At 70.0% G+C, this 13,950-nt stretch carries 11 protein-coding genes; 4 read left to right on the plus strand and 7 right to left on the minus strand.

Annotated features, from left to right (window positions below; all coding sequences use genetic code 11):
* The gene (locus tag OV208_RS22970; protein WP_267576018.1) at positions 1–2,301 is read left to right on the plus strand and encodes a hypothetical protein; all 2,301 of its coding nucleotides are present in this window, start codon (positions 1–3) and stop codon (positions 2,299–2,301) included.
* A 266-nt stretch (positions 2,302–2,567) separates the two neighbouring features.
* Positions 2,568–3,143 carry a hypothetical protein gene (locus OV208_RS22975; protein ID WP_267576019.1) on the plus strand — a complete coding sequence of 192 codons (576 nt, stop codon included), beginning with the start codon at positions 2,568–2,570 and terminating at the stop codon, positions 3,141–3,143.
* Positions 3,144–3,229: 86 nt separating this feature from the next.
* Here the strand turns inward: OV208_RS22975 and OV208_RS22980 are convergent, their stop codons facing one another.
* The 3 genes from OV208_RS22980 to OV208_RS22990 all read right to left on the minus strand — a co-directional run bounded on the left by OV208_RS22980 (position 3,230) and on the right by OV208_RS22990 (position 7,737).
* Complete coding sequence (locus OV208_RS22980; RefSeq protein WP_267576020.1) at positions 3,230–5,401, minus strand: bifunctional alpha,alpha-trehalose-phosphate synthase (UDP-forming)/trehalose-phosphatase; 2,172 nt, start codon at positions 5,399–5,401, stop codon at positions 3,230–3,232.
* A gap of 12 nt (positions 5,402–5,413) precedes the next feature.
* A complete protein-coding gene (locus OV208_RS22985; protein WP_267576021.1) occupies positions 5,414–6,556 on the minus strand; it encodes a hypothetical protein in 1,143 nt (380 codons plus the stop codon).
* A 140-nt stretch (positions 6,557–6,696) separates the two neighbouring features.
* On the minus strand, positions 6,697–7,737 hold the full coding sequence (locus OV208_RS22990; RefSeq protein ID WP_267576022.1) for an NAD-dependent epimerase/dehydratase family protein: 1,041 nt from the start codon (positions 7,735–7,737) through the stop codon (positions 6,697–6,699).
* A gap of 95 nt (positions 7,738–7,832) precedes the next feature.
* Here OV208_RS22990 and OV208_RS22995 point away from each other — a divergent pair, with 95 nt between their 5' ends.
* Positions 7,833–8,243 (plus strand): winged helix-turn-helix transcriptional regulator, encoded by a 411-nt coding sequence (locus OV208_RS22995; protein WP_267576023.1) that lies wholly within the window; start codon positions 7,833–7,835, stop codon positions 8,241–8,243.
* On the opposite strand, the gene OV208_RS23000 is transcribed toward OV208_RS22995, so the two are convergent.
* The gene (locus OV208_RS23000) at positions 8,240–8,704 is read right to left on the minus strand and encodes a rhodanese-like domain-containing protein (protein WP_267576024.1); all 465 of its coding nucleotides are present in this window, start codon (positions 8,702–8,704) and stop codon (positions 8,240–8,242) included. The two genes, OV208_RS22995 and OV208_RS23000, sit on opposite strands and share 4 nt — an antisense overlap.
* Before the next feature lie 296 nt (positions 8,705–9,000).
* Between OV208_RS23000 and OV208_RS23005 the strand changes: the two genes are divergently transcribed.
* Positions 9,001–9,432 (plus strand): cupin domain-containing protein, encoded by a 432-nt coding sequence (locus tag OV208_RS23005; RefSeq protein WP_267576025.1) that lies wholly within the window; start codon positions 9,001–9,003, stop codon positions 9,430–9,432.
* Positions 9,433–9,533: 101 nt separating this feature from the next.
* Here the strand turns inward: OV208_RS23005 and OV208_RS23010 are convergent, their stop codons facing one another.
* From OV208_RS23010 to OV208_RS23020, 3 genes are read right to left on the minus strand one after another with little or no spacing between them, the layout of a single operon-like run.
* Positions 9,534–10,802, minus strand: coding sequence for a threonine aldolase family protein (locus OV208_RS23010; protein ID WP_267576026.1), 1,269 nt, complete (start codon positions 10,800–10,802; stop codon positions 9,534–9,536).
* A gap of 25 nt (positions 10,803–10,827) precedes the next feature.
* Positions 10,828–12,471 (minus strand): FAD-dependent oxidoreductase, encoded by a 1,644-nt coding sequence (locus tag OV208_RS23015; protein ID WP_267576027.1) that lies wholly within the window; start codon positions 12,469–12,471, stop codon positions 10,828–10,830.
* Entirely contained in the window at positions 12,453–13,949 is a 1,497-nt protein-coding gene (locus OV208_RS23020) for a polyamine aminopropyltransferase (protein ID WP_267576028.1), read from the minus strand. The genes OV208_RS23015 and OV208_RS23020 overlap by 19 nt, the downstream gene beginning before the upstream one ends.
* Between the last annotated feature and the right edge of the window lies 1 nt (position 13,950).

The raw sequence follows: 13,950 nt of genomic DNA on the forward strand, positions 1-13,950 counted from the left end.
ATGCACCTTGCACGCGCGCTCGTCCTTGGCTGCCTGCTGGTGGCGGGCACAGCCGCCGCCGCCACCTCCGTCGTCCAGCTTCCCGAAGGAGGACGGGCGGTGGAGGTCGTCCCGAAGGGCATCCTCTGCGGCCCCGTGCGCGGCGGCTGGGTGCTCTCTTCGGACGGACGCTCCCTCAAGCCTCCCACCAAGGCGGAGGACGCCGCGCGCACGCTGGAGCTGAAGGTCGCCGCGGACGAAGCCGCGTGCGCCTCGGCCACCGACACCGTCGTCGTGGTGGCGACCGGGCCCTTCCCGCGCATCGACAGCGCCGCCACGACCTTCTACCCGGACGACGGCCGGCTGGAGCTCAAGGGCACCGGCCTGAAGAACGTGACCATCGCCTGGTCCGGCGTGCCCCGGGGACCGGATCCGCAGGGCAAGAGCGTGGACGGCGAGGACCTGTGCCTGGAGCCCAACGGCCCCTCCGAGTGCGCGGTGCCGGTGACACCCGGGCTGCCCACGGACGCGACGCTGTCGTGGCGCCCCGCCTTCGCCCGCTCGGGTGCGGGCGTGACGACGTACGACGCCAACGGGCGCTTCCTGGACGACGAGTACTTCCGCCTGCGCCCCGGCCGCACGGTGCTCACGCGACCCCTGGTGCAGTCCTCCGGCGTGGACCTGTCCAAGGGCCCCGGCTATGTGTCGGTGACGCACTCGGAGGCCATCGCCTCCGTGGACTGTGGCTCCGCGCGCTGCGAGGTGACGGACGGCGCCGTGTCCATCCGCAACGTGCCGGGGTTGAACCCCACCGTGTCCCTGCGACTGCGGCTGACGCCGCGCGTGTTCTTCGCCCGGGGGGACGCGCTGGAGACGTCCGTGGCGGAGACGCTGCCCGTGCTGGCGTGCCCGCTGACCGCAGTGGAGGGCACGGTGCTGCGCGACGCGGAGGACTCCGGGCTCGTCATGCGCCTGGACGCGGCGTGCGCGCATGATCCGCGCGGCCTCTTGTGGACGGTGAATGGCGCACGGACGCGCGTGGAGCGCGTGGTGAAGGTCCCGGAGGGCACCTATGTCCTGCTGCGCACCCGGGGCACCGACGAACCCCAGGTGACGGTGACGGCCACCACGTCGCGCGTGGACGGCACGGTGGTGGCCTCCGAAACGGCGGAGACTCGGCCGGTGCCGGACCCGCGCGCGATGCTGGAATTGCCCGGCCACGGCGGCATCGACTTCGTGCCCACCAACCGCCCGGCGGAAGTGACGGTGGCCTCCAACGGCGGCCTGGGCCGCTTCGTGCTGCGCCCCCTGGGCGGCGCCTACACCGTGACGATACGGGACACCGCCACCCTCGTGCAGGGTGAAGCCACCGCCGGCGGCTTCGTGTCGCTGCGCTTCGGCTACCGGCTGCCCACGCTGCCGGCGGAGCTGGCCACCACGGACCTGTTCCTCACCAGCGAGCGCGTTCAGCGCGCGGTGCGCGAGGCGAGCGTGCCCACCAACGTGGAGAACCTGGTGGAGTTCATCTGCGCGGACAAGGACGGCCATGACGAGACGCTCAAGCCCAGCCGCCCGCACCGGCTGGACTACGCCATGCGCAACACCTGCCGCGTCATCATCCACCGCGAGCGCCTGACGCCCCAGGAGGGCAACCAGGAAATCACCCTGCGCATCGATGTGACGAAGTCCGACGGCTCCAACCGGGGCGAAAGCCACGTGGAGCAGCGCCTGTTCCTGCGCCCCAATGGCGAGATGCGCGTCATCCCCGTGCAGGGCAACCTGGGCCAGTACGACCGCATCCTCGTGCAGGTGTCCCACGTGGCGGACGAATCCCGCTACGCGCTGTCCACCGTGGACCGCACCGGCCTGCCCTCCGCGCAGTGGACCGCCATCGTGCGCGGCGGCATGTTCCGCCTCTACACCATGGCCACCATCCCCGCGGGCCTCTACCGCGCCACGCAGCCCACGGGGCAGTTGGCCATCAACTTCGGCGTCCTGTCGCGTCTGGCATTGCTCAACAACGAGGGCCAGGAGCGCCTTTTGGGCATCGAGATGGGATTGATGGGATTGGGGTTGGTGCCGCAGTCCGGGGACATCCAGTTCCCGCCCACGCTCGCCGCCGTGCTGGGGCTGGGCCTGCGCGTGCCCATTGGCCCGGGCGCGGCGGTGGGTGCCAACGCATGGATTGCCCGCGAGTTCCGGGGCGACATCACCCGGCGCACCAACGGCGACCCCAACACCAACACCGTGGTGCCCTCCAGCAAGTGGTCCTTCATCTTCGGACCCAGCATCTCCGTCGGGAACGTGGGCTTCAATCTCTGAAGCCCCACCCCGTCCGGGCCACGCGCCAAGGACAGACAAGGCCAGGACCACGCGTCGCGTTGGCGCCCCGCGCCTTCACTGTCGGCATGGGTCAATCCCTGCTCATCCCGTGGACCCGGGGGAAACCCCGTAGCCGCGCACCCGGATCGCAATCCTTCACGCTAGCTGAAATTGCCTGAATTACCAGCTATCGTTTGATTTCCAGACAAACGTGCTGTTAGAAAGGAATTGGCTCCGGCCAACACCAGACACCACAGGACAAGACCATGACGAACAACGTGAAGCGCTTCCTGGCCGCCTCCCTGCTGTCCCTCATGCCTTCCGTCGCGCTCGCCGAGCACTACGACGTCAGTGGCCTGCTCGCCAACCGCAGCGACTATGTCAGCCTCCGTCCGACGGAGACGATCAAGCTCCCGTCGGGACGCCTGGAAGGAGTTTCGGCGACGCTCGCGGGCACCACCGTCGACACCTTCTTCGTGGCCAACTGGACCGGCGTGAACACCTTCCCCGGCTACACCCTGGTGGGCACGCCCAACATCCTGCCGCCCAACCCCCTGGCCCCCACCGCGCCTCCCAGCATCTCCGGCGTCTTCCAGATGGGCGTCCCGCAGCTGACGCCGCTGACCCAGGTCTACTACTACACGACCAACGCGGCGGATCCGACCGGCGCCGCGAAGACGTGTCTGTGGCAGCTCAACATCGCCGTCACCGGCACCACCTGCTCGGGCACCATCAACATGACCGCCTACGGCAATCAGGGCGTCCTCTGCAGCATCGACACGGCGCAGACCCTGGTCGACCCCACCACGTGCCAGGCGCAGGTCGTCACCATCATCCAGTAGGCTGAACGCATGCGCCGCTGGCGGTCCCCTCGTGGGGGCGCTGGCGGCGTCGCGCCCTTCGTCCGCGTGTCGCCCCCGGGCCGCCGCTACTGGCCGAGCAGCGCCTTCAGGAACCGCCGCACCTCCCGCGGGCCTTCCATGCGGTACGCCGCGCGCGTGTGCTTGTTGCCCGCGTGCACGGTGAGGCCGCCCTTGGGGATGGCCGCGAACAGGTCCTCGTCGGTGACGTCATCGCCAATCGCAAGCACGCGCACGTCTGGGGCTTCGTGCTTCAGCACCTCCGGCACGACGCGGCCCTTGTTGACGCCCCGGGGTCGCACCTCCACCACCCGGTCGCCGGGGAGGATGTGCATGGGCTCCTGGGAGAACTGCTCGAAGAGCAGCAGGCGCAATTCGCGCGCCTGGAGCGCGCCAAACTCCGCGTCCACCTTGCGGTAGTGCCACGCGAGCGACGCTGTCTTCTCCTCCACGAACGAGCCCGTCACCCGCCCAGCGAACGCTTCCAGCACGGGCTTCACCCGGGGCTTCCACTCGAAGGACACGCCCGGCAGGGCCTGCCACGGCTGTCCCCGCCGCATGCGCGACCACAGGCCGTGCTCCGCGTGCAGGCCCATGGGCAGCTCGCCGAACCACGCCTCCAGGGTCTCCTTCGGGCGTCCGCTCACCACGTGCACGGACATGTCCGGCCGGGCGCAGAGGTCCTGGAGCAGCTTCATCAGCTCCGCGTCCGGCGCGGCCTGCTCCGGCGTCGGCGCGAAGCCCACGAGCGTGCCGTCGTAGTCCAGGAACAGCACCTTGCGCCCGGGGCCCTTGAGCTTCTCCAGCGCCTGCATCCCGTCGGGCAGCGGCGGGCGCTCCTCCACGGACTTCAGCCCCTGGAGGCGGCCCAGGAAGCTGTCCACCCACCAGTGCACGTCGCGCGCCTTCACGCCCGCGCGCAGGCAGCGCATGCGCTGCTGACGTTCGGCCTTGGGCATCTCCAGCGCCTCTTCGATGGCGTCCGCCATGCCCTCCACGTCGTAGGGGTTGATGAGCAGCGCGTCGCGCATCTCCGACGCCGCGCCCGCGAACTCGCTCAGCACCAGCACGCCGTCCTCGTCCGGCCGGGCCGCGCAGAACTCCTTGGCGACCAGGTTCATGCCGTCGCGCACGGGCGTCACCAGCATCACGTCCGTGCCCCGGTAGAGGCTGACGAGCTGCTTTTCGTTGAGCGACCGGTAGAGATAGTGCACCGGCGTGCTGTGCACGGTGCCGTACTGGCCGTTGATGCGGCCCACCAGCTCGTCCACCGTCTCTCGGTATTCGGCGTACGCCTTCACCTCCGTGCGGCTGGGGACGGCGACCTGGATGAAGCGCAGCCGTCCGCGCAGGGCCGGCGAGCGCTCCAGCACGCGCTGCACCGCGAGCAGGCGCCGGGGAATGCCCTTGGTGTAGTCCAGCCGGTCGATGCCCAGCAGCAGCCGCTCGTCGTGGGCGCGCTCGTGCAGGACCTTCACCTCCTCCAGCACCGCGGGCTCCTGCGCCAGCGTTTCGAACGCGGTCGCGTCGATGCCCATGGGGAACGCGCCCACGCGCACCTCGCGCCCCTGGAAGAGGATGCGGTCGATGTCCGTGTCCAGCCCCAGTTGCCGCAGCAGCGTGCCGGAGAAGTGCCGCACGTAGCTCACCGCGTGGAAGCCGATGAGGTCCGCGCCCAGGAGGCCCTTCAACAGCTCCGCGCGACGGGGCAGCGTGCTGAAGATTTCCGACGACGGGAACGGGATGTGGTGGAAGTAGCCGATGCGCGCGTTCGGCAGACGCTCGCGCAGCAGGCCCGGCACCAGCATCAACTGGTAGTCGTGCACCCAGATGGTGTCGCCCGGCTGGTAGTGCTTCGCGGCCAGGTCAGCGAAGCGCTCGTTCGCCTTGCGGTACGCATCCCAGTCCCTGTCCTGCCGGGGGATGCGGTCCAGCATGTAGTGGCACAGCGGCCAGAGGACGCGGTTGGAATAGCCCTCGTAGAAGCGGCTGACCTCGCTGGCGGACAGGTACAGCGGCACGCAGTTGAGCTCCGCCAACTGCCCCTCCACCTTCGTGCGCTGGGCGTCCGTCAGCCGGGAGACATCTCCGGGCCAACCAATCCAGAGGCCTCCGGAGCGCTCATGCGGACGGCTCAGGCCGGTGGCGAGCCCCCCGGCGCTGCGCCCCACGGAGACGCTGTCCTTCTCCACCTTGACGGTGACGGGGAGACGATTCGAGACGAGCAGGAGTCGGGCCATGGCCCATATGCTCTATTCACCCACGTCGGGAATGGCTACGGCCGAGTGAGCCTGGCTGCTGGTTGCCGGACCCTGGGTGCCACGAGCCCAGCCCAGCCTGTTCAGCAGCGCGGGCTCCCGGCCGGCCTTCCAGATGAACGCGTCGAGCACATAATGCGTGGCCTGGGGAAGCGCCAGCAGCGGCACCACCAGCGCCATCAGGTCCGACTCCAACGCCAGGCCGCTGTCGCCGAACAACACCGGGCGGTCGTGCCACACCAGCACGTCCCACAGCCCTTCCTCCAGCAGCGCCAGCACCCCGAGGAACAGCAGGAAGCCGGGCAGCCCCGCGCGCAGGAGCACGCCCTTCGCGCCGAAGCCCCCTTCCGCGTGACGGCCCCGCGCGTAGCGGAACAGCAGCGCGAAGTACGGCACGCCATGCAGCACCACGTTCATCACCGTGAAGGCGAAGTCGTCGCGCGCGAGCACGATGCCCCCGAACCACGCGACCCACGTCGCCGCCACCAGCAACACCTTGCCCGCCTGCACCCCTTCGCCCCGCGCGATGCGCACGCCCTGGAACACGGCCCACGCGCCCAGCACCACCGCGTGCGCGCCCAGCGCCACCGTGCCCGCCCACGTCGGCAGGCCCGCGAGGAAGTCGTTCTCCACGAACCACCAGAAGGCGCGGGGCAGGTTCGCGTGCCACCAGACGACGGGGCCCAGCGTCGCGGCGTAGACGGCCGCCGCGTCCAGGCGCCGCTCGAACGCGGAGATGCGCGCCTTGCGGTCGTAGAGCGCCACCCAGCCGTACTGCTGGCGGATGAAGTGGAACAGCGCCACGTAGGCGAACACGCTCCAGAACGCGCCAGGGGACGCGGAGTACGCGAGCACGCCCACCGCGTACGCGGCGAGCGGCGCACCCACGTAGAGGCCGGGACGGCGCTCCACCTCCTCGCCATCCAGATACGTGCGGAACAACGTGGACCACACGTGCGCCACGTCCACGCCCACCACGAACAACAGCCACGCCCAGGCCGGCGTGTCCCCCACCGCGCCCAGCCACGGCGCGGCCAGCACGAACGCGATGGACGCGAGCGCACTGCCGGCGAACACGGTGAGGTCCACGGACGGGCCGAACAGCCAGGCCTGCGTGGGCGCGAGGAGACGGGGCATCGGGCCGGGAGGATAGCAACCTCCGCCCGTGGACGAAGACACGCCCGACGTGGGTCCGTTTCACCAACTGGCGGGGGCCCGCCTGGAGCGCGAACGCAAGGGACACCGCGCGTTCCGGTCCAGCGTGGACGCCCGGAGCCTCACACCAGGCCCTGGCGCACCAGGGACTCCGCGCTGGCGACCAGCGCCTCCGTCGCGGGGCGCGCCCGCCAGCCCAGCATCCGTTCAGCCTTCGCGGTGCTGAACGTCCGCCGCAGGCCCAGGTTGGGCATGAGCTGGCGGATCTCCGGATTGAACAGCGCCCCGAACCGCACCAGGAAGTCCGGCGCCGTCCGCGTGGACACCTTCGCGGCCGGCCCGCCCAGGTGCTCGCGCAGCACGCGGGCCATGTCGCTCATCCACAGGAAGTCCCCACTGCCCGCGAAGCGCTCTCCGGCGGCGCCGGGTGCGGTCATCGCCTTCAGGTGCAGGTCCGCCAGGTCCCGGACATCCACGATGCTGAAGCCCAGCCTGGGCAGCGGAGACAGCTCCCCTCGCAGCATCCGCGCCACCACCTCCAGCGAACCGGAGATGTCCCGGCCCAGCATGGGGCCCTGGATGAAGGCGGGCAGCACGGTGGAAAGCGTCATGGCGCCAGCGCCGCCCTGTCGCATGAACGCCCAGGCATCCTGCTCCGCCAGGGTCTTCGCCTGTGTGTAGTGGGTCGCGTCCCTGGAGGCGAGGTCCGTCCAGACGCGCTCATCGCTCGCGGGCGCATCCGCCGAGAAGTCCGCCGGCGGCAGCGCGGCCTGGAGCGACGACGTCATCACCACCCGCTCCACGCCCGCCTTCGCGCCCGCCTTCAACACGCGCAGCGTGCCCTCACGCGCCGGACGGATGAGGTCCTGCGTCTTGAACTCCCCCATGCCCATGGGGGATGCGACATGCAGGATGTATCGCGCGCCGTCCGCCGCCCGCTCCCAGCCCTCGTCCGCCAGCAGGTTCGCGGCGACGAAGGAGAGCCGGTCGCCTGGGTCCACCTGCGTGGCGACGTCAGCCCGGATTTCGGCCTCCCGCTCCAGGCTCCGCACCGTCGTCCGGACCCGGTAGCCCTGCTTCAGCAGGGAGACAACCGTCCAACCGCCCAGGTAACCCGAACCTCCTGTTACCAGCACCACGTCGTCCTTCAGCGCTGCGCCCATGGCTTACCCACCTCGTCCTACCCCTTGGAGAGTAGGTTTCAAAAAGAGAGTGGGTATATGTTGGTAACCGCTCCGCACTTCAAGAAGGCACCTGGATGAAACTCGGTAACGTCGACCTCCCCTCCGAAGTCTGCCGCTCGGTCGGCGACGTGCTCGGCCGCGTCGGTGACAAGTGGTCGGTGCTGGTCATCGTCCTGCTGGCGGACGGCAGCCTGCGCTTCAGCGAGCTGCGCCGGACCATCGGCACGGTGTCCCAGAAGATGCTGACGGCCACGCTGCGCGGGCTGGAGCGCGACGGCTACCTCACGCGCACCGTGACGCCCACCATCCCTCCCCGGGTGGACTACGCGCTCACCGAGATGGGCCGCGACGTGCTGACGCCGCTCAAGGCCCTGGCCCACTGGGCGCTCGCGCGCCGCGAACAGGTGGAGGCGGCGCGCAGGGCCTACGACGCGAAGGGGGCTTCGGCTTCCGGCGACGCACTGGCGGCGGACGAGCCCGCCTAGATTTCCCCGCGCATGCCGAACACCGGCACACCCTGGGGCAGCGTGCCCTCCGTGGACGCGCCCTCCTTCACCCAGTACTCGATGCCGCCCAGCAGCTCCTTCACGCGGAAGCCGAGCGCCGCGAAGCGCACCGCCGCCTTCGTCGCGCCGTTGCAGCCGGGCCCCCAGCAATACACGACCACGACGTCATCCTTCGACAGCGCCGCGGTGCTCGCTTCGCTGACCTGACGCCCGGGGATGTGCAACGCGCCGGGGATGTGTCGCCGCGCGTACGCCTCCGCCGACCGCACATCCACCACGACGAAGCCCTTGCGGCCCCGCTCCAGGTCCAGGCGCAGGTCCGCCGCGTCCGTCTCCACCGACAGCTTCGCCTGGAAGTGCAGGCGAGCAGCCTCCGGGGTCGCGGCGGGTGTCTCAAGCACAAATGAGAAGTGGGATTCGGATGTGCTGGCGGTGCGCATGGGCGGGCTCCTGACGTGTCATCCGGAGGGAAACGGAAGACGGGGTGACACATCGCCCCTCATGCGGGTTTCCACGCGGGTCCGCAATCCACCCACCCACTTTCTGCCTGATCAGAAAATGCGACCCGGGGCGGCCTGCGTGAACAGTTGCCGTGGAAACTTCCGCGCCCTGGCATGGCCCGAGTGCAACGTGTCTTAAGCGACAACCTTGTGCGTGAGACAAACTTGCAAGGAATTCCATGTTCGGCGTTAACATGGACAACGACACACACGCAGCGCCGATCGTGGAGGATGTCATGTCCGGAAAGACGATGATGGATGTCCTGGTGCACACCGCGGATGTGGAGTGGAAGCCGCTGGGGCCTGGAACCTCCTACCGTCTGCTGCGGGTGAGCTCGGAGACGGGTGTGTGGAGCGCCATCCTCAAGATGGAGAAGGGCGCCGTGTTCGCGCCGCACCGTCACCTGGCTCCGGCGGAGATCTTCATCCTCTCTGGCGCGACGCAGGACCGCCATGGCACCACCCGCCCGGGCGACTACGAGTTCGAGCCGCTGGGCGCGGAGCACCCCGCCACCACCGCGCTGGAGGAGTCCATCATCCACTTCACCGCGCACGGCCCCATCGCCTTCTACAACGACAAGGGCGGCATCGAGATGCTGCTCGACTCCGAGTTCTTCCTGAACGCCCAGGCGCAGGAGCCGCAGTACAGCATCAAGAAGGCGGCCTGACGCACCCGCCTGGCCGCCCGGCGCACCGCGTTTGACGCGCGGTGTCTCTGTTTCACCCCCGCCCGTGTCTGACTTTGGACACCGGCGGGAGCACGTGACGCTCAGTTCGCTTCGAGCAGGCGCAGGAAGACCCGGGCCGCGTCGGCGTCGCTGATGCGCCCCAGCCCCTCGCCCACCTGGAGCTCCGTGGACACGACGCCGGGCACGCGCGTCTGTCCGAAGCCCCCCGCCACCCAGACCTTGTCTTCGCGCGCGATTCGGTCGCGCTGGCGGTTGAACGCGCCGGGCGAGCCGCGCAGGAACACGTGGAACATGTTCGTCTGCACGGGCTGCGGCAACACGGTGACGCGGGGGTCGGCCGCCAGCAGCGCGGTGACGGCCTTCGCGCGCTTCACGTAGCCCGGGATGGCGGCCAGCGCCGGATCCAGGCGCATGGCGGCGGAGGCCACGTAGGGCGCCAGTTGGTACAGGTTGCCGCCGTGGCGGTGGCGCCACAGGCGGGACTCGCGGATGAAGTCGCGGCTGCCCGCCAGCATCGCGCCGCCGATGCCGCCCACCATCTTGTAGAAGGACACGTAGACGGAGTCGAAGCCCTTGCAGATGTCCGCGTAGGAGCGGCCATAGAAGGGCTGGGTCTCCCACAGCCGCGCGCCGTCCATGTGCAGCTTCACCTTGCGCTCGCGGCAGGTGCGCTTGAGCTCGGCGAGCTGCTCCCACGTCGGAAGTTGTCCGCCCAGCCACCGCACCGGCAGCTCCAGGCTGACGGTGCCAAGGGGCTCCCTGGCCTGGGCCACGTCCTCCGCCAGGAGGGGCCGCGTCCACGGGCCCAGGTACACGGCGCGCAGTTGGTGCAGCACCGCGTAGCTGTCGTCCTCGTGCAGCACGTGGTGGGAGGAGGGGTGCACGCCCACGGTCCGCACGCCGCTCGCGTCGGCATAGATGCGCAGCGCGATGAGCTGGCCCATGGTGCCGGTGGGCATGAAGCACGCGTCCTCGAAGCCGAGCATGTCCGCGACGCGCTTCTCGAATGCCTGCACGAAGTCGCCGTTGCCGTACACGTCGCTGGACAGCTTCTGGCGCTGCATCCATTCGCCGATGCGCACGTACTCCGCGCCGTCATCCGCCGTGGAGCCCGCGCTCAGCGACGCGGTGCAGCCCTTGCGCAGCTGGTCGAACTCCGCCTGGGTGGGCTGCGCGGGGACCGCCACCCCGCCGTCCGGAGCCCGGGCCGCCGCCGTGCTCGCGGCCGCGCGGACCGGGGCCACGCCACCGTCCGGCGCCGCGTCGCCCCGGGTCGGAAACAGCGTGGAGCCCGCGAGCAGGCTGCTGAGTGCGAGGAACTCCGACCGGCTGAAGCGCTTGTCCTGCATGGGCCCATCCCTCTCGAAGCGGCGGCTACAACCAACTGGTGGAGGTCCGTCCCAGTCCAGACAGCGCCCGCTCCGCGGCGCGCACCCCGAACCAGTTGGCCTCCTCGAACAGGGCCATACCACCCAGGTCCGTGTGCGCGAAGTGCAAGTGCCGCCCCAGGCTCTCCCCGGCGGCCCTGCGCGCCTCACCCCAGAGGAAGCCCGGCGCGGGACGAATCATCGCGTGGCCCCAGCGCTGCACCTCCAGCCGCTGCGTGAGCGCGCCCACGCCGGGGTGCGCCGGCAGCAGGTCCGCCATCACCAGCGCTTCCCAGTCCGCGTACGTGGCCAAGAGGGCCTTGTTGCGTTCGGCCTTCACGTCCTCGCCGGCCATGGGCAGGTACCACGTGAGGACCGTGGGCCCGCGCTCGTCCTGGCGCAGCGACTGGTGCGTGGCCACCACGTAGCCCAGGCTCTGGCTCTCATAGAGGACGTTGTCCCAGGCCAGCGGGAAGCCGCGCGACGCGGGCGGCCCCGACAGCGTCAGGTTCGCCACCACCCACGGGCTGTACACGAAGGCGTCCATCCACGCGGGCCGAGCCTCGCGCCACGGCGCCACCACGTGCGCGGCGACGAAGCGGGGACACGCCAGCACCACCTGCCGGGCCTGGAAGGCGCGGGGCGCTCCGGTGCGCGCATCCACCGCATGCACGCGGCAGCCGCCCTCCCCTGGCTCCACCGTGTGGACCAGCACGTTGGGCTCCACCTGGCGCGGGCCCAGCGAGGACAGCAACTGCCGCACCAGCCGGCCATTGCCCTCTGGCCAGGACAGGAACCCGTCGCTGCGCTCGCCCTGGCCGTTCTGCCGCGCGGCGAAGTACCAGATGCCCGCCCAGGCGGAGACGTGCTCGGAGGTGGTGCCGTAGTCGTCGCGGCACGCGTAGTCCACGAACCACTTGAGCCGGGGCGACTGGAAGCCCTCCGTCTCCAGCCAGCGCGCCATGCTCAGCGCGTCCAGCGCCGTCCACTCCGCGTCGTCGCTGGACAGCGCCACCGGCACCGCGAACGCCTTGCGGCCCTTCGCGTCGCGCGCGGCGGCGAAGGCGTTCATCCGCGCATCGAAGCGCTCCAGCTCCTCCAGGTCCTTCCCGCTCGCGCCCGCGCGCAGGTACAGCCCTTCGTACCAGTGGCCCCGGTAGAAGTGCCGCTCGTCGGGCTCCTGGATGAGCAGCTCCTCCGCGAACGACGGGCGGCCTTCCGCGTCCACGCCGGTGACGGCGTCCATCTCCCGCAAGAGGCGCATCACCGGGCCCCGGTCCTCCAGGGGCGATGGCAGGTAGTGCGCGCCCCACGGGAACGCGGACACGGCGTTCCTGCCCGAGCGCGACGTGCCGCCGGCCTCCGCCTCCAGCTCCACGACGCGCACGTCCGTCACGCCCGCGCTGGCCAGACGCCACGCCGCGGACAGCCCCGCCGCGCCCGCGCCGACAATCAGCACGTCCACCTTTTCGAAGGCCTCCGCGCGGGGCAGCGGACCGCCGCGCAGCTTGTGGCCGGCTTCCACAGCGCGGTCCACGATGGCGCCCGGCACCGTGGGGCGAGGGGCCTGCTGGCGCTGACAGGCGCTCGCCACGGAAGCGCCCAGGAACGCGGCCACCAGCTCCCGCCGCGTCAGTTCCACCGACGCCATTCCTCTTCGTAGTAGTGCACCAGCACCTGGTTGTTCAGCCGGTTCACCTCCGCCGGCAGGGGCGCCATGTCCGGAGGAAAGCGCGACATGCCCTCCAGCGTGTCTTCATCCAGGAACGTCAGCCCCTCCGGCAGCGGGCGGTGCCGGCCGGGCGGCTCCAGCGCCACCATCACGTAGCCCCACTCGCCAAAGGACGGCACCAGCGAGTGGTACGGCTGCGTCCAGAAGCCCGAGGCCTTCAGCGTCGTCTCCACGCACCAGAACGAGCGCCGCGCGAACAGCGGGCTGGTGCTCTGGATGACCGCCACCCCGCCCGGAGACAGGCGCTTCTTCAGGATTTTATAGAAGCCCGTCGTGTACAGCTTCCCCAGCGCGAAGTTGTTGGGGTCCGGGAAGTCCACCACCACCACGTCGTAGGTGCTCGTGCTTTCGGTGAGGAACTGCATCGCGTCCGTGTTGATGACGCGCATCTTCGGGTGCGTGAGCGAGTGCCCGTTGAGCACCGCCAGCTCCTTGTAGCCCGTGGCGAGCTGCGTGATGGCAGGGTCCAGGTCCACCAGCGTGACGGACTTCACGTCGGGATAGCGGAGCACCTCGCGCGCCGCGAGCCCGTCCCCACCGCCAAGAATCAGCACGTGGTCCAGCTTCCGTGCCCGCCCCATGGCCGGATGCACCAGGGGCTCGTGGTAGCGGTACTCGTCGATGCTGGCGAACTGGAGGTTGCCGTTGAGGAACAGCGAGAAGCCCCGCTTGCCGCGCGTGACGATGATGCGCTGGTACGGGGAGCTGGTCGCGTGCACCACCTCGTCCGCGTAGAGCTGGTCCTCGTAGAAGGTGGTGAGCCGGTCCCCCATCGCGAAGCACACGAGCAGCCCCATGCACAGCAGCACCGCCTTGATGCGCAGGCGCACGGGGTTGGCCAGCACCGGCGCGAGCAGCCACGTGCTCCACAGGCCCACCGCCGCGTTCAAGAGGCCAAAGAGCAGCGACGTGCGCACCAGCCCCAGCTTCGGGACGAGCAGCAGCGGGAAGGCCACGCTCGCGGCCAGCGCGCCCAGGTAGTCGAACGTCAGCACCTGGCTGACCAGGTCCTTGAACTTGAGCTGGTCCTGCAGGATGCGCAGGAGCAGGGGAATCTCCAGCCCCACCAGCGTGCCGATGAGGAGCACGCTGCCGTAGAGGACGACGGGGAAGACGCTGGTGAGCGTGAAGGTGAGGAACAGCATCGGCGCGCACAGGCCGCCGACGAGCGCCACGGCCAGCTCGATTTCGACGAAGCGCTGGGCCACCCCGCGCTCCACGAAGCGCGACAGGTAGCTGCCGATGCCCATGGCGAACAGGTAGCCGCCAATGACGGTGGAGAACTGCGTGATGCTGTCCCCCAGCAGGTAGCTGGCGAGCGTCCCGACGATGAGCTCGTAGATGAGCCCACACGTCGCGATGACGAGGACGGTGAGAAACAGCAGCGTCTTGTTCAAA

The organism is Corallococcus sp. bb12-1 (assembly GCF_026626765.1).
GTDB classification, from domain to species: domain Bacteria; phylum Myxococcota; class Myxococcia; order Myxococcales; family Myxococcaceae; genus Corallococcus; species Corallococcus terminator.

What these genes read in the sequence shown, in the direction of transcription:
- OV208_RS22970 (WP_267576018.1), top strand. Translation starts at nt 1, where the DNA reads ATGCACCTTGCACGCGCGCTCGTCCTTGGCTGCCTGCTGGTGGCGGGC.
- OV208_RS22975 (WP_267576019.1), top strand. Translation starts at nt 2,568, where the DNA reads ATGACGAACAACGTGAAGCGCTTCCTGGCCGCCTCCCTGCTGTCCCTC.
- OV208_RS23000 (WP_267576024.1), bottom strand. Translation starts at nt 8,704, where the DNA reads ATGCGCACCGCCAGCACATCCGAATCCCACTTCTCATTTGTGCTTGAG.
- OV208_RS23015 (WP_267576027.1), bottom strand. Translation starts at nt 12,471, where the DNA reads ATGGCGTCGGTGGAACTGACGCGGCGGGAGCTGGTGGCCGCGTTCCTG.
- OV208_RS22995 (WP_267576023.1), top strand. Translation starts at nt 7,833, where the DNA reads ATGAAACTCGGTAACGTCGACCTCCCCTCCGAAGTCTGCCGCTCGGTC.
- OV208_RS23010 (WP_267576026.1), bottom strand. Translation starts at nt 10,802, where the DNA reads ATGCAGGACAAGCGCTTCAGCCGGTCGGAGTTCCTCGCACTCAGCAGC.
- OV208_RS22990 (WP_267576022.1), bottom strand. Translation starts at nt 7,737, where the DNA reads ATGGGCGCAGCGCTGAAGGACGACGTGGTGCTGGTAACAGGAGGTTCG.
- OV208_RS23005 (WP_267576025.1), top strand. Translation starts at nt 9,001, where the DNA reads ATGTCCGGAAAGACGATGATGGATGTCCTGGTGCACACCGCGGATGTG.
- OV208_RS22980 (WP_267576020.1), bottom strand. Translation starts at nt 5,401, where the DNA reads ATGGCCCGACTCCTGCTCGTCTCGAATCGTCTCCCCGTCACCGTCAAG.
- OV208_RS22985 (WP_267576021.1), bottom strand. Translation starts at nt 6,556, where the DNA reads ATGCCCCGTCTCCTCGCGCCCACGCAGGCCTGGCTGTTCGGCCCGTCC.